At 62.6% G+C, this 21,828-nt stretch carries 15 protein-coding genes and 1 pseudogene; 9 read left to right on the top strand and 7 right to left on the bottom strand.

The window, feature by feature from the left end; all coding sequences use genetic code 11:
• Positions 1-224 precede the first annotated feature (224 nt).
• The 6 genes and pseudogenes from GGD62_RS42050 (at position 225) to GGD62_RS39785 (ending at position 11,361) form a co-directional block, all read left to right on the top strand.
• A pseudogene (locus tag GGD62_RS42050) lies at positions 225-3,216 on the top strand (BPTD_3080 family restriction endonuclease).
• The gene (locus tag GGD62_RS39805; protein ID WP_183714622.1) at positions 3,209-4,132 is read left to right on the top strand and encodes a hypothetical protein; all 924 of its coding nucleotides are present in this window, start codon (positions 3,209-3,211) and stop codon (positions 4,130-4,132) included. Before GGD62_RS42050 ends, GGD62_RS39805 begins: the two are co-directional and overlap by 8 nt.
• A 1-nt stretch (position 4,133) precedes the next feature.
• Positions 4,134-7,064 carry a site-specific DNA-methyltransferase gene (locus tag GGD62_RS39800; RefSeq protein WP_183714619.1) on the top strand — a complete coding sequence of 977 codons (2,931 nt, stop codon included), beginning with the start codon at positions 4,134-4,136 and terminating at the stop codon, positions 7,062-7,064.
• A 3-nt stretch (positions 7,065-7,067) separates the two neighbouring features.
• Positions 7,068-9,140 (top strand): UvrD-helicase domain-containing protein, encoded by a 2,073-nt coding sequence (locus GGD62_RS39795; RefSeq protein ID WP_183714616.1) that lies wholly within the window; start codon positions 7,068-7,070, stop codon positions 9,138-9,140.
• 347 nt (positions 9,141-9,487) lie between these two features.
• A complete protein-coding gene (locus tag GGD62_RS39790) occupies positions 9,488-10,759 on the top strand; it encodes a DUF2157 domain-containing protein (RefSeq protein ID WP_183714613.1) in 1,272 nt (423 codons plus the stop codon).
• Complete coding sequence (locus GGD62_RS39785) at positions 10,756-11,361, top strand: GDYXXLXY domain-containing protein (protein ID WP_183714611.1); 606 nt, start codon at positions 10,756-10,758, stop codon at positions 11,359-11,361. The genes GGD62_RS39790 and GGD62_RS39785 overlap by 4 nt, the downstream gene beginning before the upstream one ends.
• On the opposite strand, the gene GGD62_RS39780 is transcribed toward GGD62_RS39785, so the two are convergent.
• The gene (locus tag GGD62_RS39780; RefSeq protein ID WP_183714608.1) at positions 11,358-12,785 is read right to left on the bottom strand and encodes a PLP-dependent aminotransferase family protein; all 1,428 of its coding nucleotides are present in this window, start codon (positions 12,783-12,785) and stop codon (positions 11,358-11,360) included. The genes GGD62_RS39785 and GGD62_RS39780 overlap by 4 nt on opposite strands.
• A gap of 109 nt (positions 12,786-12,894) precedes the next feature.
• Between GGD62_RS39780 and GGD62_RS39775 the strand changes: the two genes are divergently transcribed.
• Complete coding sequence (locus GGD62_RS39775) at positions 12,895-13,755, top strand: DMT family transporter (RefSeq protein WP_183714605.1); 861 nt, start codon at positions 12,895-12,897, stop codon at positions 13,753-13,755.
• A 10-nt stretch (positions 13,756-13,765) separates the two neighbouring features.
• Here GGD62_RS39775 and GGD62_RS39770 read toward each other — a convergent pair whose 3' ends face one another.
• Together GGD62_RS39770 and GGD62_RS39765 are read right to left on the bottom strand one after the other, a co-directional pair.
• Positions 13,766-14,980: an EAL domain-containing protein gene (locus GGD62_RS39770; protein ID WP_018322864.1), complete on the bottom strand. Its 1,215-nt coding sequence runs from the start codon at positions 14,978-14,980 to the stop codon at positions 13,766-13,768.
• 742 nt (positions 14,981-15,722) lie between these two features.
• Positions 15,723-16,886: a hypothetical protein gene (locus tag GGD62_RS39765; RefSeq protein WP_183714603.1), complete on the bottom strand. Its 1,164-nt coding sequence runs from the start codon at positions 16,884-16,886 to the stop codon at positions 15,723-15,725.
• Between the two features lie 338 nt (positions 16,887-17,224).
• Here GGD62_RS39765 and GGD62_RS39760 point away from each other — a divergent pair, with 338 nt between their 5' ends.
• Positions 17,225-17,848 carry a helix-turn-helix transcriptional regulator gene (locus GGD62_RS39760; protein WP_018322867.1) on the top strand — a complete coding sequence of 208 codons (624 nt, stop codon included), beginning with the start codon at positions 17,225-17,227 and terminating at the stop codon, positions 17,846-17,848.
• An 81-nt stretch (positions 17,849-17,929) separates the two neighbouring features.
• Here the strand turns inward: GGD62_RS39760 and GGD62_RS39755 are convergent, their stop codons facing one another.
• The 4 genes from GGD62_RS39755 to GGD62_RS39740 all read right to left on the bottom strand — a co-directional run bounded on the left by GGD62_RS39755 (position 17,930) and on the right by GGD62_RS39740 (position 20,392).
• A complete protein-coding gene (locus GGD62_RS39755) occupies positions 17,930-18,178 on the bottom strand; it encodes a hypothetical protein (protein ID WP_018322868.1) in 249 nt (82 codons plus the stop codon).
• Between the two features lie 101 nt (positions 18,179-18,279).
• Positions 18,280-18,657 (bottom strand): Hpt domain-containing protein, encoded by a 378-nt coding sequence (locus GGD62_RS39750; RefSeq protein WP_026202834.1) that lies wholly within the window; start codon positions 18,655-18,657, stop codon positions 18,280-18,282.
• Between the two features lie 156 nt (positions 18,658-18,813).
• Positions 18,814-19,512 (bottom strand): Crp/Fnr family transcriptional regulator, encoded by a 699-nt coding sequence (locus GGD62_RS39745; protein WP_018322870.1) that lies wholly within the window; start codon positions 19,510-19,512, stop codon positions 18,814-18,816.
• A 169-nt stretch (positions 19,513-19,681) separates the two neighbouring features.
• Positions 19,682-20,392, bottom strand: coding sequence for a Crp/Fnr family transcriptional regulator (locus GGD62_RS39740; protein ID WP_183714600.1), 711 nt, complete (start codon positions 20,390-20,392; stop codon positions 19,682-19,684).
• Between the two features lie 493 nt (positions 20,393-20,885).
• On the opposite strand from GGD62_RS39740, the gene GGD62_RS39735 reads away from it, so the two are divergent.
• A complete protein-coding gene (locus GGD62_RS39735) occupies positions 20,886-21,308 on the top strand; it encodes a response regulator (protein ID WP_177237399.1) in 423 nt (140 codons plus the stop codon).
• Positions 21,309-21,828: the final 520 nt, after the last annotated feature.

Here is a 21,828-nt window from a genome sequence, read left to right as displayed (position 1 = left end):
CGCTCTCCACGGCATCGCCACCTCCCGCAGAACAAAAGCGGAAAGTGTAACCCATGTGTCCGGTACGTTCTGTCACCTATGTCTCGGGCCGCTCATTTGTCAGTTATCCATTTTGCCCATGGCTCATCCGAAGCCTTCAACCTACAGTATGGTAGGTGGCCCATATGCGCTTGATTTGCGTGCATCATGTCAGGCCGAGATAATTTCGGGGCGGACCAAGGAAATTGACTAGCTTTTACGATCGGCCGATTCTGAACTCGCCGTACCGGGCACCAGAACTGCACCATCCCCTCGACGACAACGGCCAGCCTCTCGAAGGAGAGCCCAAGCGCGGTCGCCGGCCGTCACGATTCATCGTGCCGGTTCCAGCATCCCGGAAGAAAGCGGCGAGCGATCAGCCAACACTAGATCTGGAAACCTACACCGAAAATGCGCTGATCAACGAAATCCGCGGCTATCTGGATAGCTGGCGTCAGCTGCGCAATCCCGCCGACTGGGGCGTCAGCGGAGTGACGCAGCGGCTGCTTGAACATTGGCGCCACCATGAGTTCGTGGGGCCCCGCCCGTTCTTCTGCCAGCTAGAGGCCGTCGAAACGATCATCTGGCTGACCGAAGTTGCTCCCAAGCGCGCCGCGACAAAAGGGCTCTTGGATCAGCTCGCCAAGGCCAACGCGGAAGCCAACCCGGAACTGTTTCGAATCGCGATGAAGATGGCGACGGGCAGCGGCAAGACCACCGTGATGGCCATGCTGATAGCCTGGCAGACGGTCAATGCTGCGCGCAAGGACTCCAGGGATTTCTCCCGTGCCTTTCTGATCGTGACGCCCGGCATCACCATTCGTGACCGTTTGCGCGTGCTGCTCCCGAGCCAACCGGACAATTACTACGAGACGCGCGAAATCGTGCCGCCGGAAATGCTGCCGGACATCCGCCGCGCCGAGATCGTTATCACCAATTATCACGCCTTTCAGCATCGCGAGACCCTGCCACTGCCGAAGGTTGCCCGTAGCTTCCTGCAGGGAAATGCTCCGGAGCCGATCAAGACCACCGAAACCGATGCCGAGATGCTGGAGCGCGCCTGCGGCAAGCTTCTGAATTACGATCGGGTCAACGTCATCAACGATGAGGCGCACCATTGCTATCGTCACAAAGTCGGCGGTGATACCGAAGGACCGCTGACGGGCGAGGAAAAGAAGGAAGCTGCCGAGAACGAGGAGGCTGCCCGGCTCTGGATCAACGGCATCGAAACGCTGGACCGTAAGCTGTCGAAAGGCGTGCGCGCGGTCTACGACCTCTCGGCCACGCCCTTCTTCCTGCGTGGATCCGGCTACAATGAAGGGACCTTGTTCCCTTGGGTGGTGTCCGATTTCAGCCTGATGGATGCTATTGAGAGCGGCATCGTCAAGCTGCCGCGTGTGCCGGTCACTGACAATCTCGTGCAGACCGATTCGGTAGTCTATCGACACCTCTGGAAGCATATCGGCAAGGAGCTGCCGAAGTCCGCGGCGGGTGCCAACAGGCTCAGTCCGTTCGATCTGCCCAACATGCTTCGAACGGCGCTGAGCGCCCTGTACAGCCATTACGAGGGCGAGTTCGAGCGATGGCAGCGTGCCGGGATTGCAGTGCCGCCGGTGTTCATTGTCGTCTGCCAGAATACCGCGATCTCCAAGCTCGTGTTCGAATGGATCGCGGGCTTCGAACGCGGCGATGCTGAAGACGGAGAACGGGCCGCGTTCCGCTGGACATCTCGAACTGTTTCGCAATTACGACGACCAAGGACGCCGCCTTCCGCGGCCCCGGACGCTGCTGATCGACTCCCGACAGCTCGAATCTGGCGATGCCCTGGACAAGGGCTTTCGCGAAGCTGCCGGCCCTGAGATCGAGCAGTTCAAGCGGGAGCGAGCCACGCGCGAGGGCGCAGCGCAGGGTGAGACCAGCGAGAGCGATCTGCTGCGCGAAGTTATGAACACCGTCGGTCGCGAGGGGAGGCTCGGCGAGCAGATTCGATGCGTAGTCTCGGTCTCGATGCTGACGGAGGGATGGGACACCAACACCGTCACCCACATTCTTGGCGTGCGCGCCTTCGGAACCCAGCTTCTTTGCGAGCAGGTGGTTGGCCGTGGGCTGCGACGCCAGTCCTATGAGCTAAATCCGAAGACTGGCCTGTTCGATGTCGAGTACGCTGACGTCATGGGTATCCCATTCGATTTTGCTTCTTCACCCCAGAAGACGACGCCCGTGGCGCCGAAACCGGTCACGCGCGTTCACGCCATCAAGGAGCGAGCCGCGCTCGAAATCGTCTTTCCGCGTGTCGGCGGTTATCGCCGAGATCTGCCGTCAGAGAGGCTGGATGCGGACTTCACCTCGGACAGCCGTCTAGAGATCACGCCGCTCGATATCGGCCCGACCTCGGTGGTGATGGAAGGCATCGTTGGTGTGGGCGTGACGATTACACCCCAGGTGCTGGAACGATTGCGACCATCAGAAATCAGTTTCAACCTGGCCAAGCACCTGCTCTACACGCAATTTCGCGATGACGAGGGGTTTCCTAAGCAACACCTGTTTCCGCAGATCCAGCGGATCGCTCGGCGATGGCTGGACGAGGGATATCTCGTCACGCGAGGGGTGCCGATCGGTGCGATCCTGTACCAGGACCAGCTTGCCCGGGCGGCGGAGAAGATCAACATCGCACTCACGCGGGGCAGCGAGGGCCGACTCGTCGCGGTGCTCGACCCCTACAATTCGAAAGGCTCGACGCGGTTCGTCAATTTCATCACGTCTAAGCCCATATGGAAGACCGGGGCGCAGCCGCCGAAGTGTCACATCAGCCATGTAGTGCTCGACAGGAGTTGGGAGGAGCAGCTCGCTCTGACCCTCGAAACTCATCCCCGCGTTGTTGCCTATGCCAAGAACCAAGCGATGGGATTCGATATCCCCTATCTCGATGCCGGTGTGATGCGGCGCTTCGTTCCCGATTTCCTTGTTCGGCTCGATGTGGGTGACGATGAGCCGCTGAACTTGGTCCTTGAGGTCAAGGGCCTTAGGGAAGAGAGTGACAAGGCCAAGGCGCAGACGGCACGCGACTTGTGGGTGCCGGGCGTCAACGCGCTTGGCGGCTTCGGGCGCTGGGCGTTCGCCGAATTTCGCGACTGGGCGGCGATGGACCAGGACTTTGCGGCGGTTGTTGAACGAATCTTGAGGGGCGAGAATGGCTGAACGAAAGCCCTACGCAGCGACAAACGAGAATCTGATCGAGCATGCGTTGGCGCCAGCCATGCGCTGGCTCATTGCCGTGGCCCTGGACGGTTCGACGATGACATACGGCGAATTGAAGAGAATGCTGGAAGATAATGCCGGGTTCTCAACCATCTTTGCGACGCGAATCGGCTTTGTCGCAGGCATGCTCATGGAAACGATCCAAGAAGTCGAGCCGGGCGCGCCGTTGATCAACGTCTTGGTCGTTAATCAGGCCGATCGCCGGCCGAGTGAAGGGGCGGGTGTGTTCATGGCTCGTCGCTTCGGCGAGCGGCGCCTACGCGGCGAAGACACTAAGAGCCAATATCCGCAGTTATGGGAAGAGAATTTCAAACGAGCCGCGGGAGAGGTCTATTCGTACACTGAGGCGCAATGGTCAGCCTTGTTCGAGCGGGTTTTTAGAGTGCCTCTGGCCTCCCCCAAAATCGAGCGCGATCGTGAAAAACGTCACGAAGGGACTGAGAAGGACGGTATTCGCATCGGCCGGGACTATGGCTCTGGCGGAGAAGGTCCCTTTCATAAATCGCTTCGTATGTGGGTGAAGGACAATCCTGAAGCAGTTCACAGAACTTTCACCTCTGCGTCGGCCGAAACCGAAGTCGATCTGGATTCCGGAGATCGTGTGGACGTTGTCTATAAGTTGGCAGACCGCATAGTCGTGCTTGAGGTCAAGTCGAGAATCTCCAATGAGGTCGACTTGATTCGCGGTGTCTTTCAATGTGTGAAATATCGAGCTGTGCGCCAAGCGATGGACGTGCGAGACAATGCCATGGTTGAAGCTTATCTGATAACAGAGACACCCCTGTCAGGCGAGATATCTGCGCTCGTCAAGCGACACGGCATCCGCCATTTCCAAGCACCGCGAGAGCGAAGCTAAGATGGCACGCCCTACCAAGCCGTCCAAATCGCCGAAATCGTTCAAGCAGGTCGATGCCCTCAAGCACGACGCCGCGAGCCGGCGCAACATTCCGACAGCGGAGATGGAAAGCTTCTTCCGCCGGGAGGAAGATGCTTCGCCGATGCCGCCTAAGCATTACCGACGCGACCGGCCGCTGGCGGAGGGGTACACGCGCACGGCTGAGGAGCCCCGCGTACCCGAGCTGATCTGGAACGGCGCGAAGATCACCATCACCGAAGACCAAATGAAGGAGCTGGCTGAGACCGGCAAGCTGACGCTATCTGACGCACAACTCGTCTGGCGCGGCAAGGACAAGCAGGACTGGTCCGACCTCGTCGTCAACGTGCCACCGCTTTACATCCAGGAAAAGATCCACCCCAAGGCGATTATCGATGATCTAAAGCGGCGCACCGCTGAGAAGCGCGAGGCAAAGACGGACGCACCCGACCTGTTTGCTGATTTCAACGGCATCGAGCCAGACCAGCGCGCCGAGTTCTACCAGCATGATCAGCACTGGTCGAACCGCATGATTCTAGGTGATTCACTCCAGGTTATGGCGAGCCTCGCGGAGCGCGAGAGCCTGCGCGGCAAGGTGCAGTGTATCTATTTTGATCCGCCTTATGGCATTAAGTTCAATTCGAACTGGCAGGTGTCGACTCTGTCGCGCGATGTTAAGGATGGCAAGCAGGTCGATATCAGTCGCGAGCCGGAACAAGTAAAAGCTTTCCGCGATACGTGGAAAGACAAAGCCCACAGCTACTTAACGTACTTGCGAGATCGCCTCACCGTGATGCGCGATCTGTTGACCGCTAGCGGGTCGATCTTCGTGCAGATCGGCGACGAAAACGTGCATCGAGTGCGGTCGGTGATGGAAGAGGTGTTCGGAGCTAACAATTTTGTTCAGCTACTAATCGTTTCAAAAACAAGCGGACTCGAATCGAGCGACTCTCTTCCTTCTACAGCTGACTTCGTGATTTGGTTTGCGAAAGATTCGAAGGCTCACAAATACCGTCAGTTGTGGCTTCACGACAAAGAAGTAGGTAGTGGTGGGTATAATTTAGCTCAAACTTCGGATGGATTGATCTTACGCAATGCTGACGCGCGAGCGACGCACGAAGGTGAGTTGAGGTACTTCGCGTCGTCCGACATCACAAAACCGGGCCCTGGTTCCAAATATAGCTTCCGCTTCAACGGCAAGGATTATACTTCGGGGCCACGCTGGTGGGGTACAACGCCTGAAGCGTTAAGACGACTTGGCATGTCGGATCGGCTTTTGCCAGTCGGCGATCGTTTGCGGTTCAAGAGATTTCTTGACGATTTTCCGGTTAAGTCTCTCAACAATTATTGGGGAGATACCGGCACAGGCAGTTTTACAGAATCAAAGATTTATGTCGTTCAGACAGGATCAAAGGTAATTGAGCGCTGTGTACTTATGTCCACAGACCCAGGCGATATTGTGCTTGATCCAACCTGCGGATCGGGAACGACGGCTTATGTTGCTGAGCAATGGGGGCGTCGCTGGATTACCATCGACACCAGTCGGGTGGCTTTGGCGCTCGCGCGTACCCGGCTGATGGCTGCGCGCTATCCTTGGTATTTGCTTGCCGACAGTCACGATGGCCGCGCCAAGGAGGCTGATCTCCAAAAGCGGGCGCTACCTGACACCAATCTCCGAAATGACGTCCGCCAAGGATTCGTCTATGAGCGCGTGCCACATATAATGCTCAGCTCTATCGCCAATAACTCGCTGATCGACGACATCTGGGAAAGATGGCAGGGGGTGCTTGAGCCACTGCGCGCAAGGCTTAATAAGGCTGCAAAGAACTGTTGGGAAGAGTGGGAAATCCCACGCAACCTATCGGCGGACAATGCGGCCTCCGCTGCCGAGCCGCACCGTAAATGGTGGGAGGCCCGGATGGCTCGTCAGCAAGAGATTGACGCCAGCATCGCCGCGCGCGCGGATGTCGAATACCTCTATGACAGGCCATATATCGACAACGCCCGCGTTCGCGTCACCGGACCGTTCACCGTGGAAAGCTTGTCGCCGCATCGCGTGCTGCCTGCCAGCGATGAGGAACTAATTGACATGCTGGACGCTGCCGAGGGCAATCGCTCGGCCGCTGAGGCTGATCTTGCCGGCCAAGATTTCGCGGCGATCGTAATTGACTATCTTAAGTCTGAGGGTGTCAGGCAACAGGCGAAGGGCGACCGTATCACTTTCGAGAGTCTGACGCCGTGGCCGGGCAATTTTATCGGCGCCAGTGGAACCTTCATAGAAGGCGAGAATGGTCCTGAGCGCCGCGCGGCGATCCTGATCGGTCCCGAGTATGGTACCGTGGGGCGGCAGGATATCGTTGCAGCCGCGCGTGAAGCCGTTGATGCGCGCTTTGACGTGCTGATCGCCTGTGCCTTCAACTTCGATGCCCATTCCTCCGAACTGGGAAGCCTCGGGAGCCTCAAAATCCTGAAGGCGCGTATCAATCCGGATATGCACATGTCGAAGGAGCTGAAGAACACCGGGCGCGGCAACATGTTTGTCGTGTTCGGCGAGCCCGACGTGGAAATCCTTGACGATGGCGGCCCCGAGATCCGGGTGAAGGTGAATGGCATCGACGTGTTCGACCCCAATACCGGCGATATCCGCTCGAACGACACCAAGGGCATCGCGGCGTGGTTCATCGACACCGAATACAATGAGGAGAGCTTCTTCGTCCGCCACGCCTATTTCCTCGGGGCCAACGATCCGTACACGAGCCTGAAAACCGCATTACAAGCCGAGATCGACGAGGATGGGTGGGCCACGCTCTATTCGGACACCTCGCGCCCGTTCCCGCGGCCGGGAGGTCGCCGCATTGCTGTTAAAGTCATCAATCACTTCGGCGACGAGGTGATGAAGGTTTTCGGAGTGTGACGTGTGAATTTCCTCATCGCAGACACCTTCACGGCCTCGTTCAATCGCCTTTCTGGCGTAGACCAGAAGGCGGTGAAGGCGAGCGTCTTCGACCTGCAGATGGACCGTTCGGGCAACGGTCTCCAGCTGCATCGAATTGACAAGAGCAAGGACCCAAATTTCTGGTCGGCGCGGGTCAGTCGCGATATCCGATTGATCGTTCATAAGACAGCCGAAAGCCTGCTGATTGCCTATGTCGACCATCACGACGCAGCCTATGCCTGGGCGGAACGGCGGCGGATCGAGGCGCATCCCCGGACCGGCGCGATCCAGATTGTTGAAGTCCGCGAGCAGGTGGCAGAGGTCGCGCCGCCAGCGACGTTCGATTTTGTGTTCCCCGAGCCGGCCAAGAACGACTCGGTTAAGCCTGCGTTGTTCTCGTATCTGGATGACAATGCACTGCTCTCGGTCGGTGTGCCCGTTGATTGGCTGGCCGACGTCCGCGTGGCCGATGAAGACGGCTTCTTCGCGCTGGCGGCCCATCTGCCGGCCGAGGCGTCCGAAGCCTTGCTCGAATTCGCCGCGACCGGCAAGCTATCGCTGCCGGCTCCGCCGACAGCCGATCCCTTTAGGCATCCCGACGCGCTGCGCCGCATCCGCTTGATCGCCGATCAAGAGGAACTCGAACAGGCGCTTGCTTTTCCGTGGGAGAAGTGGGGCGTATTCCTCCACCCGTCGCAACGTTCGCTGGTCGAACGCTCCTTCTCAGGATCGGCCCGCGTGGCGGGATCGGCGGGTACCGGGAAGACCATCGTTGCAATTCATCGAGCGGTTCGGCTTGCCCGCGAAAATCCAGCCGCCAAAATACTCTTGGCGAGCTTTTCGCAGCCTTTGGCCGACGCTTTAGGGAAAAAGCTCCTGGTCCTTGCCCCTGAGACAGGCGGTGTCGTGCCCCGGATCACGACGGCGTCGTTTCGCGGGATTGCCGAGCAGATGCATCAGCTCGAACACGGCGTGCGGCCTCGGATCGCATCTGACGTCGTCTTGCGCGAACGGCTGCGCGCCGCGGCTGCTGGGGCCGCGCTCAAGGGCTTTTCGGAACGTTTTCTGCTGTCCGAGTGGACCAATGTTGTCGATGCCTGGGGCCTGTCATCGCTCGATGCCTACTCGACCGTCGAACGGACGGGGCGCAAGAGCAGGCTTGGCCCCAACCAGCGCGCGCGCCTTTGGCCTGTTTTCGCAGCGGTTCGGGAGACGCTTGAGGCGGAGCGCTACACCACCTGGGCCAACGTCTTCACCGGCCTCGCGAAAGCCCTTGAAGGCCGCACGTCCAAGCCATTCGACCACATCGTCATCGACGAGGCACAGGACTTGGCGCCCGCGGAGTTGCGATTCTTCGCGGCGCTTGCGCCGGCAGGTCCCAACGGCCTGTTCCTCTCCGGCGATATTGGTCAGCGTATTTTCCAGCATCCTTTCTCGTGGGCGAGCCTCGGGGTCGATGTGCGAGGCCGATCACACACACTCAAGGTTTGTTACCGCACCTCGCAGCAGATTCGTCGCGCCGCCGATCGGCTTTTGCCGACTGTCCTCCGCGACAGCGACGGCTTGGACGATGAGCGTCGCGGAATCATTTCGGTGTTCGATGGACCTCCGCCCGAGATCAGATCCTTCGCCACGACTGCAACAGAGGCAGAAGCGGTCCGCCAGACGGTGGAAGGCTGGCTCAGCGAAGGAATCGTAGCCCATGAGATCGGTCTGTTCGTCCGGACACCGGAGCTCGTTGTGCGCGCGCGCACCGCGATCGAAGGGTTAGCAGGCGCAGCCGAGATAACGACGGCACAAATGAGCCTCGCCAAGGGCTTGGAGTTTCGTGCAGTGGCCGTCATGGCGTGTGATGAGGGCGTTCTGCCGCTCGACGAACGCATCGCTGATGCTGCGGACGAGGCAGAGCTCGACGACATCTACGAAACTGAAAGGCGGCTTCTCTACGTCGCCTGCACGCGAGCTCGCGAGCACCTGCTGCTGACGGGACTGATTCCCGTTTCTGAATATCTGGCTGATCTGAATGATAAGGGCAACAACACGCAGGCGTCCTGACGAAGCATCGCAACATCTCAAGCGCTCTTGCAATGATGTTATTATGCCCCTGTTTTGCCCGACGAAGCAAATGATGCGCGCCCTCTTCCGAAATGGGGCGGCATCACACTCGTCGCTGCCCCGCCGGCAGGGCGAACGGCAACCGTGCGCCAACTCACCCAACTCCACCCCCCGCCTAAGTCATTGATCTTGCTACCCCGGCCTACTGTGCATGGGGTTGTTTTCGCGTTTTTTGTTGTCCGGGGCATAAGACCGCCGCCCACCGCGCCGCCAGCTTGAACCCACTCCCCGCCCGATCCGACCTAGCAATGCCCCGCTCTCCGACGGGGCCAAGGTAATCCACCCCGATGTTCGACAAGACCTACCGCGACCGCCTCGACGCCGACCTAGCGCAATGGGAAGCCGATGGCGTGATTGCGCCGGCGGCGGCTGCCTCGATCCGCAATGCGCTGCCGCAGCTAGCCCCGGGCATCAACATCGCCGTGGTCGTCGGCATCGTCGGCGGTCTGTTGATCGCGGCCGCGTTCCTCGCCTTCGTGGCGGCGCACTGGACCGAGATCGCGCGGCTGTTGCGGTTCGCGATCCTGCTCGCCGGCATGGTCGCTACCTCTGGCCTCGGGGCCTGGTTCGCGGCGAGAGGCCGCGACGTTCTCGCCGATCTCTGCGCCAGCGTCGGTGCGATCATCTTCGGTGCGGGCATCGCGCTGGTCGGCCAGATGTATCATCTCGGCGACGACTTTGCCGGCGGCATGCTGCTGTGGTCGATCGGCGCGTTCGCCGCGGCGCTGCTGACCGGCTCGCGCGGTGCGCTCGCGGTCGGCCTCGTCGCCGCCGGCATCTGGACCTGCATGCGGACTTATGACGCGCCCGACGTCCTGCATCTTCCGTTCGTGGCGGTCTGGCTGATCGCCGCGGCTCTCGCCTTCGCCTGGAATTCGCGCGCCGCCGCTCATCTCGTCGCGCTCGCGGTGCTGCCGTGGTGGATCGCGACGTCGCTCCGCTTCGAGCTCGACGGCGCCCAGCCGTCCTTCGTGCTTGCCGACGGCGCCGCGCTGCTGTTCGGCGCGGGGCTCGCGCTCGCAGCCTGGCCCTCGCCGCGGGCGCTCCGCCTCGGGACCGTCCTGTCGATCTACGGGGCGTTTTCGCTGGCCGGCGTCGCCGTCCTGGAGGTGGCGACCGTCGATGACATCATTCGCTTCAGGAGCAGCACGGCGCCGGCCCAGCCGATTTGGGCGATCCTGTGCGGGGCCGCGGGGGTGATCCTCGCTCTCGTCTCCGCCATGCTCACGAAGCGCGCAGGTGAAATCCTCGCATCATGCGCGATCGGGCTCGTGCTGCTCGCCGCGCTGATTTGGCCGGTCTCCACGGCCGGCGAGCCCTGGTTCGCTTACGCCGCGCTGCTTTGCGCCATGCTGTGCCTCGTCGTCTCCGGTGTGCTCGATGACGTGCGCCCGCGGATCGCCGCCGGCTGGCTCGGAATTGCCGGCGTCATCGCCGGCATCACCTGGGCGGTGCACGGCTCATTGCTGCGCCGCTCGGCCTTTCTTGCGGGGGCCGGAATCATTGCCGTGGTCTTTGCCACCGCGCTCAATCGCATGCTGCCGAGGGCTGAGCGATGATCGGTACCATCACTGGGCTCTGGCAGCGCATCCCAAAAGCCGTGCTGTTCGGCGTCGCTGTGCTGCTGCAATGCTTGCTGCTGGTGCTGATGGTCGCCGACCGCATGCAGATCCTGCGCGAAGGCGTTGAGGTGACCTTGCAGACGCAGCCGGTCGATCCCCGCGATCTCCTGCGCGGCGACTATGTCGTGCTCCGCTACGACATCTCGCAAGTGCCGGCCGGCGCGCTCGCCGGCAAGCCGGCCGACGCGCGCCATCCTGTCGTGTTCGTCAAGCTCGCGCCCAATGCCAACGGCCTCTATCAGGCGGTCTCGGTGCATGCCGAGCCGGTGCCGGTCACGGCGCCCGAGGTGCTGATCCGCGGCCGCGTCGCCAATTACGGCGGGGCCTGCGGTTCGGGCCGGCACACCTTCTGCGACAATTTGCCGATCAAATACGGTCTCGAGAGCTACTTCGTCCCCGAAGGCGAGGGCAAGAAGCTCGAGCAGGCCCGCAACCAGCAAAAAATCCGGGTCGTCGCCGCCGTGCTGCCCTCGGGCCGCGCCGCCATCAAGCGGCTGCTGCTCGACGGCGAGCCGGTCTATGAGGAGCCGCTGTATTAGCGCGGCGGCTCCGGCGCCGCCTTCAACGCCCGCCGCAGCACGTCCCACACCCGGGGATCGCTCATCTGCGCCACGTTGAAGCGCATGAAGTGCTGCGACGTCTGCGACACGCTGAACACGTTGCCCGGCGCCAGCACGACATCCTCTTCCAGTGCCGCGCGCGCGACCTGCGCGGCGTCCTGTCCGTCCGTGAGCCGGCACCAGAGGAAGAATCCGCCGCGCGGCACCAGCCAGGGCTCTATCCCCAACGCCCCAAGTTTTCGCGCGACGTCGCGGCGCGTCCGCGTGAGCTTTTGCCGGAGCTCGTCCATGTGCTTGCGATAGCTGCCGCCGGCCAGCACCTTTGCGATGATCTCGGTCGCGGCCGGGCTCGGGCCGCCGAAGCTGGTTGCGACCTGGAGGTCGACGAGATGCTCGATCCAGTCGGCCCGTGCGGCGATGTAGCCTGAGCGGACCGAGGCCGACAGCGTCTTGGAGAAGCTGCCGATGCGGATCACGCGGGTGAGCCCGTCGAGCGCGGCAAGGGGCGGCGAGCGCTCAGGCTCGAAATCGCCGAAAATGTCGTCCTCGATGATGGTGAGGTCGTGCGCCGCGGCCGCGGTCAGCAGCCGGTGCGCGGTCGCAAGCGACATCGTCGCGCCGGTCGGATTGTGCAGCGCTGAATTGGTGATGTAGAGCCTGGGACGTTCGTCACCTAGGATCTGCTCGAAGCGGGTGACATCAGGGCCCGATGGCGTATAGGGCACGCCGACGATCCTGGCCTGATGCGCCCGCAGCAGCGCACGGAAATTGAAATAGCAGGGATCGTCGACCAGCACCGTGTCGCCGGGACGGAGCAGGAAGCGGCAGACGAGATCGGCGCCTTGCGTGCCGGAGCCCGTCAGCATGAGCTGATCGACGGACGCGGGAATCGAATCCTCGGCAAGGCGCGCGAGCAGCAGCCGGCGCAGCGCCAATCCGCCGCGCGTGCTGCCATAGTCCGTCAAGAGATCCGCATCGGTCCGCGCCAGGGCACGGACGGCGCGGCGCAAGGCCGCTTCCGGCATCCACTCCGCCGGCAGCCAGCCGCAGCCGGGCTTCGGCACTGCCGCGTCGGCATCGAGCGATTGCCTGGAGACCCAGAACGGATCGACCTCCCGGTCGCGCCGCGGCTCGGCCTCAGTCAGCGCGAGCGGCGGCATGATGGTCGGCGAGACATAGAAGCCGGAGCCGCGACGGGCGCGGATCAGGCCTTCGGCCGCGAGGCGATCATAGGCTTCGACGACGGTCGACGGCGACACACCCATCGTGGCGGCCAGGCTGCGGACCGATGGCAGGCGGTCGCCGGCACTGAGCGCGCGGCCGGCGACCTTGGCGCGGATCGCGCTCATCACGTCAATGGTCCGCGTGCCGCCGCGTCCCTTCGATGGCGCTCCGATGTCCAAGGTGTATCACCTTCCATACCCATACAGATTTGCCGGATTGTATTGGATTGTGACTGGCCGTGCCACCGCCGACAGCCGAGTATCGCGCTTCTCGAAAGGCGGAACGGACATGCAATCTGCGGGGAGCGGCTGGGGCAACGGCCTGCTCGGCGTCATCATCTTCAGCGGCTCGCTGCCGGCGACGCGCGTCGCGGTCGGCGGCTTCTCCGCGCTGTTCCTGACCTCGGCCCGCGCGGTCATCGCGGCGCTGATCGGTGTGGCCGTGCTCGGCGTGCTGCGGCAGGCCCGGCCGCAGCGAGCGGATTTCGCCTCCCTCGCCATCGTCGCCATCGGCGTCGTGGTCGGCTTTCCGCTGCTGACGGCGCTCGCGCTCCAGCACATCACCTCGGCCCGTTCGATCGTCTTCATCGGTCTGTTGCCGCTCTCGACCGCGGTCTTCGCCGTGCTGCGCGGCGGCGAGCGGCCGCGGCCGCTGTTCTGGCTGTTCGCGATCCTCGGCAGCGGCACCGTGGCGGGCTTCGCCTTGTCGAACGGCGGCTCGGCCTCGCTCACCGGCGATCTCCTGATGGTGGCCGCGATCGTGCTGTGCGGCCTCGGCTATGCCGAAGGCGCCGCATTGTCGCGCCGGCTCGGCGGCTGGCAGGTGATCTCCTGGGCGCTCCTGCTTGCGCTGCCGCTGATGGTGCCAGTCGCGGTTCTGACCTGGCCGGCGAATTGGAACGGCGTCAGCGTGCCCGCCTGGATCGGGCTCGCTTACGTCTCGATCTTCAGCATGTTCGTCGGCTTCATCTTCTGGTACCGCGGCCTTGCGATCGGCGGCATCGCGCGTGTCGGCCAGTTGCAGCAGCTCCAGCCGTTCTTCGGTCTCGCGCTCGCCGGCCTGCTGCTGCACGAGCCCGTCGCCTGGAGCATGATCGTCGCGACCGTCCTCGTGGTCGCCTGCGTGTTCTTCGCGCGCCGGTTTGCGTGAGGCTTGTGCCTCACGCCTGCCCCATCACCGTCTTCGTCAGCGCGCCCTTTGCAAACTTCTTCAGCGGCATCGGCTTGCCGAACAGGAAACCCTGCACGAGATCGAAGCCGAGCTCGTTGGCGGCGACGAGGTCGGCGCGGCTTTCGACCCCCTGGGCCACGCTGCGCGCGCCAAAGCCCTGCGCGAGCTCGACGATGTGACGGCACACCGTGCGCTTCAACCGGTCACTGCCGCTGCCGGTGACGAATTGCCGGTCGGCCTTCAGCTTGACGAAGGGAACTTTGTCCCGCTCCATCAGCGCCGGCCAGTTGGCGCCGAGATTGTCGATCGACAGGCCGATATTGTGCAGCCCGACCTCGCGCGCGACCTCGGTCAGGAGATCGAGATCGCGGATCGCCTCCTCGCTGTCGATCTCGACCGTCAGCCCGCCGAAGGCCGGATGCGTCGGCACGCGACGGCAGAGATCGCGCACCGCCTGCGGCTCCTTCAGATAAGACGCGGGCAGGTTGATCGAGAGATCGACCGGGGTCTGCTGTTCCAGCAGATAATGCCAGTCCCGTATCGCGCGCTCGATCACGAATTCGGAGAGGTCGCGCAGATGCGGATCGCGCTCTTCCGGAATGAAGTAAGCCGGCGGCACCACGCCCCAGGTCGGATGCCGCATCCGCACCAGCGCCTCGGCACCGCAGCGGATCAGCGTGCGCGCGTCGATCTTGGGCTGGTACCAGAGCTCGAGCCAGCCGGCGTGCAGAGCCTCGCCGACATGCACGGCGGGACTGGGCGCCGGCTCTTCCGGCAGCAGCATGGCGATGCGCTCGCGCAGCGTTTCCGCCGCAAAGGGCGTGGTCAGCGGCGGCAGCATGGCAAGGCCATATTCCTCGCCGACCTGCCGCACGGCCTTGACGATGATCGACTCGCGGGCGCCGACGGCGAGAACCTTGCCGGCAAATGCCTCGCGCACCAGTATTTCGAGGAATCTCCCCGGCTCGATGCCGTCGGCGGCGACGCCGAGCAGGATCAGGTCCGGCAATTCGGTGGCGAGCACGGTTTGCAGCTCGTCCGAGCTGGCGCATTCGCTGGTGACGAAGCCGAGATCCTCCAGCACCTCGCTGAGGAAGGCGCGCAGATGCCGCTTGCTATCGGCCACGCAGGCGCGCGGCGTTACCTTTCGTCGTCCGAAGGTCACAGGCCTTCGTCCGACGAGTTCAACCATCCCATCGTTCATCAACACCACTCCCGTTCCGTGACGGTTTCTTAAACGGTGAGCGTGGGTTCAAATAAGGAGAGCTTCACATCGTTCTTGAATTATTTGAGTAACGTTAAACCCTGCAATTCGAGCTAATTTGTCGACAGACTCTTCGCAAAGAGTTCGCATACCCGAGCACCACGCGCACAACGACTGTCAGCGCACGCGAAATGTCTCTCGCGCGATGAAAGCTGCGTCCCGCTTGCCAGCGGATGAAGATGAGCGATGCGGATGTGTGCCCTTTCGAAGCAACGACGCGGCCAGCGCAGATTAATTTCCGGCGTTTCTTCGGGGTGTGCGCCCGCTCGTGCGCGACGAAGACGGTGAACGGGAGCGCGTCGTCGGCGGTGGGCGGCCCCGCATTGCGGCGGTTGCTCTCCCGATCGCTTTGCGGGAGATCGCAAGCGAGCGACGGCGATGGTCGCAGGATTCGCCTTCGCGCGATGCGCGCAAGTATCGCCTTCGCTCGTGACGGTTCTGCGACACCGCGTCCAGGCCCAGGGCTGCAAATGTGAAGTGCATCACACGCGCATTGCTGCACCTGCGCTATTGCTCGGCACAGCCGGTGGTGGGCTGTCGAGGATTACGACAATGACGATGCGGCGAATGATGTATTGGTGGTTCAGGGTCGTGATGTCAGGGCGATTTCTCGATCGCTTCCTGTGCCTGCCGCGCGCGCAATGAGCATGAACCGGAAAAGTGTGCAGCGGTTCGCGCGATATCAGGTCTGCCCGATCAATTTGCGAAACGCCGCCGCGCCGTCCTGCACCACGTCGCGGCCCTTCCAGGCCAGATAGGTCAGCTTGCCGCCGAGCGTGTCGTGGCTGCGCAGCCGGCGCGAGCCGAGGATGTGGCCGACATTGGAGGGGAAGCGGCTCACCTCGGCGGACACCAGCGCCGCGATCGCATCCATCAATTGCTGGAGCCGGATTCCCCATTCGCAACTTTCGATGCCGTCGATGCGCACCTTGAGTGCATATTCGGTGTCGTAGATCTCGGCGAGCAGGTCGCGGGCGACCAGCACCCGGTTGTGCCGGAGCGCGATCCGAAGTGCGAGGCGCTTGTCGTCGAGCCGGTCGAGCACCATGGGGATGACGCAGGCATAGGGCGTCGCAGCGACATCGGTGACGCTCTTGCTCGCAGCGGCCTTGGTCGCGAGACGCGCCAATTGCCAGGGCATCGTCAGGCGCCTCGCCACCAGCGCGAGCGCGAAGGGCAGCGCATCGGGATGAGCCTTCTTGAAGGCGTCGAGCTGCGCGGTGATCTGGGCAACCCGTCCGTCGTCGAATTTCGCGATCTTCTCAGGCAGCTTTTCGTTGAATTTCGGCAGCGCATCGCCCGCGCGCAGCACGTGCTGCATCTTCCTGACGTCGTCGAAGGCGGTGCGTGAGGCCGTGTATTGCGCGAGCTTGCCGCGCGCGAATTCGGTGCTCTCCACTGATGCGAAGGTGCTCTCGAGCACCTTGACGACCTTGGTCTGGAAGGTCGCGGCGACCTTCAGGACTTCCTTCGGGTTGTTGGCTGCGACCTGGTCGTTGATCGCCTTGATGTAGTCGCGTGCCATGGTCGGCAGCAGGTCGCGGCAGATCCACTCCCAGATCGGGGTGAGGGTGTTGCGCGAGATCCGCCCCATATTGGCGTGCTCGGGCGCGCCATCGATCAGGAGCAGTTCGAGCGGCGCGAAGAAATAGCGCGACGGGCTGGTGGCGCGCGCCTGGGTCGATCCGTCCTTGCGAAACTCGGCGCGCAAGCGCGACTGGATGTCGGACGAGCCGGGCATGTCGATGCCGCACAGCTCGAGCCGTTCGAGTTCGCTGAGCAGGCAGCTGCGCGACAGCGGCGTCAGCCTCTGCAGGAATTCCGACAGCCGATCGATCTCGTTCATGGCACGCAATCTTTCGCAGCGTTTCCCGCGGGCGTGCGGGCCCAATGCGTGGAGGCATTTGCGCGCTCTCAACTTCCCCTAAGAGAAGCAAGTCGCCGTTAATTAATCCGTAAAAACCGGGGGGGAGGCGTCGGGGCGAAGGCTGCGGTTAAGGACGGTTTCGCCTGTCTGCCCAAGTTTCTGGCGAAAAACTCAACCCCAGCGTGGGCGCGCGCCACCAAACGCAAGCACAAATTGTGCCGGCGTCACCACTTTAACGCAAAACCGACAAAATCACCGTAGTCTTACGGAGCAAAAAGTTAACCACAGACCGCCCCCGGTTCCGCTAAACGAGTGACATGGGGTCACAGAATGATACGGCCACCGATTCGCGGCCGTCGGAATGGTACGAAAGCAGCGCTGCTCCAACTGAAGAGCTCGATTTCGTCCGCCTGAGTGCCGCCCGGGCCAAAGCCGCCGACGAAATGGCCGCTGCCATCGCCCGCGAGCTCAACGGCCCCCTGACTGCCCTGCTGCTCTACATGGGCGAGATCAAGCATCACAGCGATCAACTCGCGCCCGTGACCGGCGACCGCGCCTATTTGCAGCGGGTGATCGAGAACGCGCTGGCACAAACCGAGCGGGTTTGCGGTGTGGTCAAGCAGCTTGCCGGTCCTCACAAGGGTGGCTTGTCGATCCCGTCCAGCGTCGAGGACGCGGAATCGAAGGCCGTCCGCGCCCAGCAGGCCCAGCGCGTGCCGAGCGCCGAGCTCCTCAGCCTGTCGGGTCAGAAGCGGCTGACCAAGCGCGAGCGTGAGGTGCTGAGCCTGATCAGCGAAGGTTATTCGAACAAGCAGGGCGCGCTTCGGATGCAGATCAGCCCGCGCACGTTCGAGAGCCATCGCGCCGAAGCGATGCGCAAGCTCGGTGCGCGCAACACCGCGGATCTCGTCCGCGCGGCGCTGCTGCACTCGATCGACTGAGGCTGGTGTGTTGCATCGCCGGCAGGCGGTGCGGACAAGACCCCGAGAGATCTCTCGGGACGTCTTAAAACCCGATCGCGCTCAGAAATAGTCTTCGGCGAAGGGACGCGCGCGCGAGATCGGACGCAACGGCTTGATCTCTTCCTTCGGCCCGTTCGGGATGATCGTGATGGTCCAGCGGGGCGGCATGCTCGATTCATGCTCCAGCACCGAACGCACGAAGCCGGTCACCGTGGACTCGCCAGCCTTCACCGTCGCCATGCGGCCGTTGAACTGTGCGATACGGAAGCGGCGAACCTCTTTCTGGTCCGCGGTCTCGTAGGTGAACATGGAAACCCTCCTGGTTTCCGGCGACTATCGCCACCTATGATTAGCCATCTCTAAAAATCCCAAGCCGTAGAAGTACGGCGGGAATGCACACACGCGAGTGGTTAGCCCTGCGGCTCCTGCGCGCGCGCGGCGGCATAGGCGGCGTCCATCAGGTCCAGGAGATCGCGAAATTCGCCATCGCCCAGCCTCTCCGCGGACTTCTCCAGTCGCAGTGCCAGCGCCGCGAGCCTGGCATAGCCGAACGTTCCGGCTGCGCTCTTCAGCGAATGCGCTTCGCGCGCGATCCTGGCGTGGTGCTGCGCCAGCGAGAGCGTGCGAAATAATTGCAGGCGCGCACCGGTCTCGCTCCAGAATACATCGCGCACTTCGCAGGCACCGTCCTCGCCGATCTCTCGCACCAGCGCTTCGTAAGCGTGCGGCTCGCGCGCAGGCTCGGCATCGAGCGCCTTCTGCGCGGGCGCGACGGTGACTTCAAACATGGGCCTGCTGCCTTGATCACGGGTCATTTGTCGCGCGGCACGTCCGGGCGCGAGGGCGGCCCCATGTCTACGGCATTCGAATTTCAGTTCCGGTAGCAGGACACAAGGTGTTTGCAGGCCGACATTAGCCGGCAGTTTACCATGCGCGCGCGGCCCTCAGCCCGCGCCGAGCAGCCGGTCGTACTGGGCCTTCACGGTGGCGTAGCATTCGCACGCCGTCTGGCGCAGGCCGTCGAGGTTGGTGATCTGGATGTGCCCGCGGCTGTAATGGATGAAATTGGCCTGTTGCAGGGTGTTGGCGACCAGCGACACGCTGTTGCGCCGCGCCCCGATCATCTGCGCCATGGCCTCCTGGGTCAGCAGCAGCCGGTAGTCGCCCGAGAGGTCATGCGTGTGCAACAGGCAGCGCGACAGCCGCGACTCCACGGGATGGGCGGCATTGCAGCCTGCCGTCTGCTGGACCTGGGCGTAGACCGCCAGCCCGTGGCGCGTCAGCAACGTGCGCAGGGTGCTGCTCTGGTCGGCGGCGATCCGCAGCCGGTCGAGATCCATCACCGACGCGACGCCCGGAACCAGCACGATGGCGGTGTTCAGCGCGCACGCATCGCCCATGGTCGAGAGCGTCCCGAGCAGGCTGTCGCGCCCAATCATGGCGACTTGCACATGCTCGCCCTTGGCGAGCTTCACCACCAGCGAGATGACGCCGCGGTGGGGAAAATACGCGCGCTTCAGCGCCTCGCCGGTCTCGACCAGCACCGCGTCATGGGGCAGATCGACTGTTCGCAGGTGCGGGCGGATCGATTCATAGTCGTCTGCCGACAGTGCAGACAGGAAACCGTTGGCTGAACGCACCATCGTTTCCAAAAGCTGCCTCCCGTTCCCGCGCCATCGAATCGCGATGGACGAAATCACGCCCAGCGCGCGTAAGTTCCATCATGTTCACGTCGGGATATATTGGCAATTGGGACAAGTTGTCCCGACCATGGCAGCGGTCCTGCCACGCTGCGTGCACGCCGAGCTGTCGTCACGGCACGGTTCCCACCAGGCGGAGGTGGTGGGCTTTCACTGCCGAATAGCAGTCGCAGGACGTCTTCTCCAGTGCCCGTAGATCGAGGATTTCGATCTGGCCACGGCTGTAGTGGATGATGCCGGCCCGCTGCAGCGCATGCGCGACCAGCGAGACGGCATTGCGCCGTACGCCCAACATCTGCGCCAGCGCCTCCTGGGTCAGCGGCAGGATTTCACTGTCCGAGAGATCGCGGGCGCGCAGCAGCCAGCGCGCGAGCCGCGCCTCGACCGGGTGCAGCGTATTGCAGAGCAGCGACTGCTGCGCATGCGCTAGCAAGGCCTGCTCATGGCGGACCATCAACTGGCGAAACGGCGCGCTTGCGGCAGCGACCGTACGGAAAGCTGCGATTTCAAGCACGGAAGCAGTCCCTGGGAACAAGACGACCGCGTCTGTCAGCGCGATGCCGCCGGCAAGCGCAGCGCCGCCACCGACGACACTGTCGCGGCCCAGCATCGCCACCTCGATCATCTGTCCCTCGGACAGGCCCACCGTGATCGAAACGGATCCGCCATGCGGGAAGTAGACATATCTCAGCGCAGCACCCGCCTCGCACAAGACAGATTTCCTGACCATTTCGACTGTCGCGAGATGCGGGCGCAGCAGATCGAGATCTGCCGCGTCGAGCATTTGCAGCAATTGGTTGGACGGGCGGCCGCTCGCAATCATCGAAGGTCAATCCGGCGCGTTCGATGTACGATCGGTGTAAAGCCCGCTCGTCATCCAGTTGCGCGGTGACAAAAACATATTGTAAAGGTTGTGGCGCTGTCCATATACCCGTTAGAGGGCAGACAGGCTGCGGCATTTGCGGCGGAAATAATAATGGCGCGCTGATTCGCTCTCGAGCCGGTGCGCCGGTCCTGCAGGGGTTGCGCAGGAAAAAGCTGCAAGGGGGCTGTCATGAGCCGGAAGCATTGCATCCGCGCTGCGATCAGACGTCGGTCGACCCGCGCAGTGTCGTCCGTTGGACCAGCATTTACAGCCATCCACTATTGCCATGAAGCCTGGCGTCGCGTGGCCGCAGATTTCGCGTCCATCTTCCCCGTGCCGCCAACGGCATTCGCGACCATCCATTTTTCGACTGAAAGCAAAGGAGAACGGCGTGCCCCACGGTTCAATTATTGAATCGCCAAAACGGGAAACTCAAATGGGGACAGAAGGTCTGCGCCATATTCTCGTTGTCGACGACGACCCGATGGTCTGCATGGCCATCGAGGTCTATCTCCAGCGTAACAATTTTCGAGTCACGATTGCCGAAGGAGGTGAAGCCGGACTGCGCGCGCTCGAACACCAGCAATTCGATCTGATGATCATCGATATCTTCATGCCGCACATGCGCGGGTTCGAATCGATCCGGATCTTCCACGAGCGGGCGCCGGTCATTCCGCTGATCGCGATGTCCGGCTACGCCTTTGCAAATCTGAATTCGCCTGCACCCGATTTCCTCCGGATGGCACTCGAGCTCGGCGCCTCACGCTGTCTGCGCAAGCCGTTCACTCCGCACGCGCTGCTCGCTGCCATCAACGATTGTCTGGCGGAGCATCGTCCCGACGGCGACATCGCCTCGGCCGCGCGATTGGGTTAGCGCGGCGCGGGCCGCTGTGGCCACAGGTAACCGTTCGTTTACCGCGTCTGCGGACTACGCAGATCGCGCCGCCGACGCGAACCGAGGGGCGCAACTGCGCCTCCGGTTGCCGGCGGCGCTGTTCGATGCCCCGCAGGCGGCCCCTATCGTCCTTCAAGAGCGGGATTTTCCGGCGCGCCTCGCCCGCTGTTATCGGCCCGTTTACCTCACGCGTCCCCGCCGTTGCGGCGCGGAGTCGCTTTTGCCGAATAGCGCAGCCGCATGCGGGCGAACCGCAAACTTCTCTTCAATATCCGTATTAGGACGGAGGATGAAATTAACGGGACTGTGAAAAGGGATGTCTAACGATCCAGAATAGAGACTTCCGTCCATGCCAAAAAGCGGCGCAGGCGCCGAAGTCCAGGGTCAGGTCAGTAAGGCGTAGCTCATGGATGATCTGTTGCGGGAGTTTTTGACGGAGACCAGCGAGAGCCTGGACACCGTCGACAACCAGTTGGTGAAGTTCGAGCAGGAGCCGAAC

It is taken from the genome of Bradyrhizobium sp. ERR14, assembly GCF_014198235.1.
Classification (GTDB): domain Bacteria; phylum Pseudomonadota; class Alphaproteobacteria; order Rhizobiales; family Xanthobacteraceae; genus Bradyrhizobium.
This window is presented reverse-complemented; position numbering and strand designations above follow the sequence as displayed.